Origin of the sequence: Collinsella sp. LCP21S3_A3 (genome assembly GCF_052118905.1) — a bacterium.
Classification (GTDB): Bacteria; Actinomycetota; Coriobacteriia; order Coriobacteriales; family Coriobacteriaceae; genus Collinsella.
Genome location: NZ_JBQKGH010000068.1, coordinates 1 through 322, shown reverse-complemented (window position 1 = coordinate 322; position 322 = coordinate 1). Strand labels below are relative to the sequence as shown.

Here is a 322-nt window from a genome sequence, read left to right as displayed (position 1 = left end):
CTGTCCCATGTTCTCGCCCCCTCTTTTGGCTTTGCGATGCACGCAAATGCAGGGGCGTTTAGAACAGGCTTCTCGCTCGCAGCTAGGCGCAGTCGCAAAAGTACAGGTTTTCGTATCTTTCGACACAGGTCATTATACGAGTTAATTCAGGCCGTTTTCCCAGATTACGCAAATTGCTGCGCAAGCAGACACATCTCCATACCCCTCTACAAAAACCTGTACCTTTTTGTGCAAAAAACCGCTCATCCAGCGGCTTTTTTTGTTTGGGCATTAAAAAAGGCGACCGCCCTTTGTGGACGGTCGCCTTTGTTAATTGTTGTGC

At 48.8% G+C, this 322-nt stretch carries 1 protein-coding gene; it reads right to left on the bottom strand.

What is annotated here, in order from left to right; all coding sequences use genetic code 11:
- Positions 1–82 precede the first annotated feature (82 nt).
- On the bottom strand, positions 83–322 hold a 240-nt coding region (locus ACTQ0H_RS09365), incomplete at its 5' end, for a hypothetical protein (RefSeq protein ID WP_441548095.1).